Genomic DNA, 659 nt, shown 5'->3' on the forward strand with positions numbered 1-659 from the left:
GGGCCGGCGAACTCGCCGCGCAGCTCACGGCCCTCGGCGCGGCGGTCGACATCGTCTCCTGTGACGTCGCGGACCGGGACCAGCTCCAGTGCCTGCTCGCCGACATCCCCACGGACCAGCCGCTGTCCGCCGTCGTGCACACGGCCGGCGTCCTGGAGGTGGACACACTCGCGGAGCTGGACCTGGCGGCGTTGGACCGGACCCTCGACGCCAAGGCCGTGGCCGCGGCACACCTGCACGAGCTGACCCGTGACCTGGACCTGAGCGCGTTCGTGCTGTTCTCGTCCAACGCGGCCACCTGGGGCAGCGGGCGGCAGGCCGGGTACGCCGCCGCCAACGCCTACCTCGACGCCCTGGCCGAACACCGCCGTGCCCATGGCCTGCCCGCCACCAGCATCGCCTGGGGCCCGTGGGGTGGCACCGGGATGGCCGCCGACGAGGCCGGGATCGCCTACCTCAAGCGGCGTGGCCTCTCCCCGCTCGATCCGCATCTCGGCATCGCGTCGCTCCAGGCCGCGCTGGGACGCGGCGACACGACCATCACGGTGGCCGACGTCGACTGGGAGAAGTTCACCACCGGGTTCACGGCCCAGCGGCCGAGCCCCCTGCTGAGTGACGTGGCCCCCGTGGCGCCGGCGGTGGCCGAAGCCGTGGACGCC

The 659-nt window shown here is 74.1% G+C and carries 1 protein-coding gene; it reads left to right on the forward strand.

Annotated features, from left to right (window positions below; translation table 11 throughout):
* Positions 1–659, forward strand: a 659-nt coding sequence (locus KUM32_RS38730) for a beta-ketoacyl reductase (protein ID WP_217146482.1), incomplete at both ends; no start/stop codon positions are given.

The organism is Streptomyces sp. AC627_RSS907, assembly GCF_019049165.1.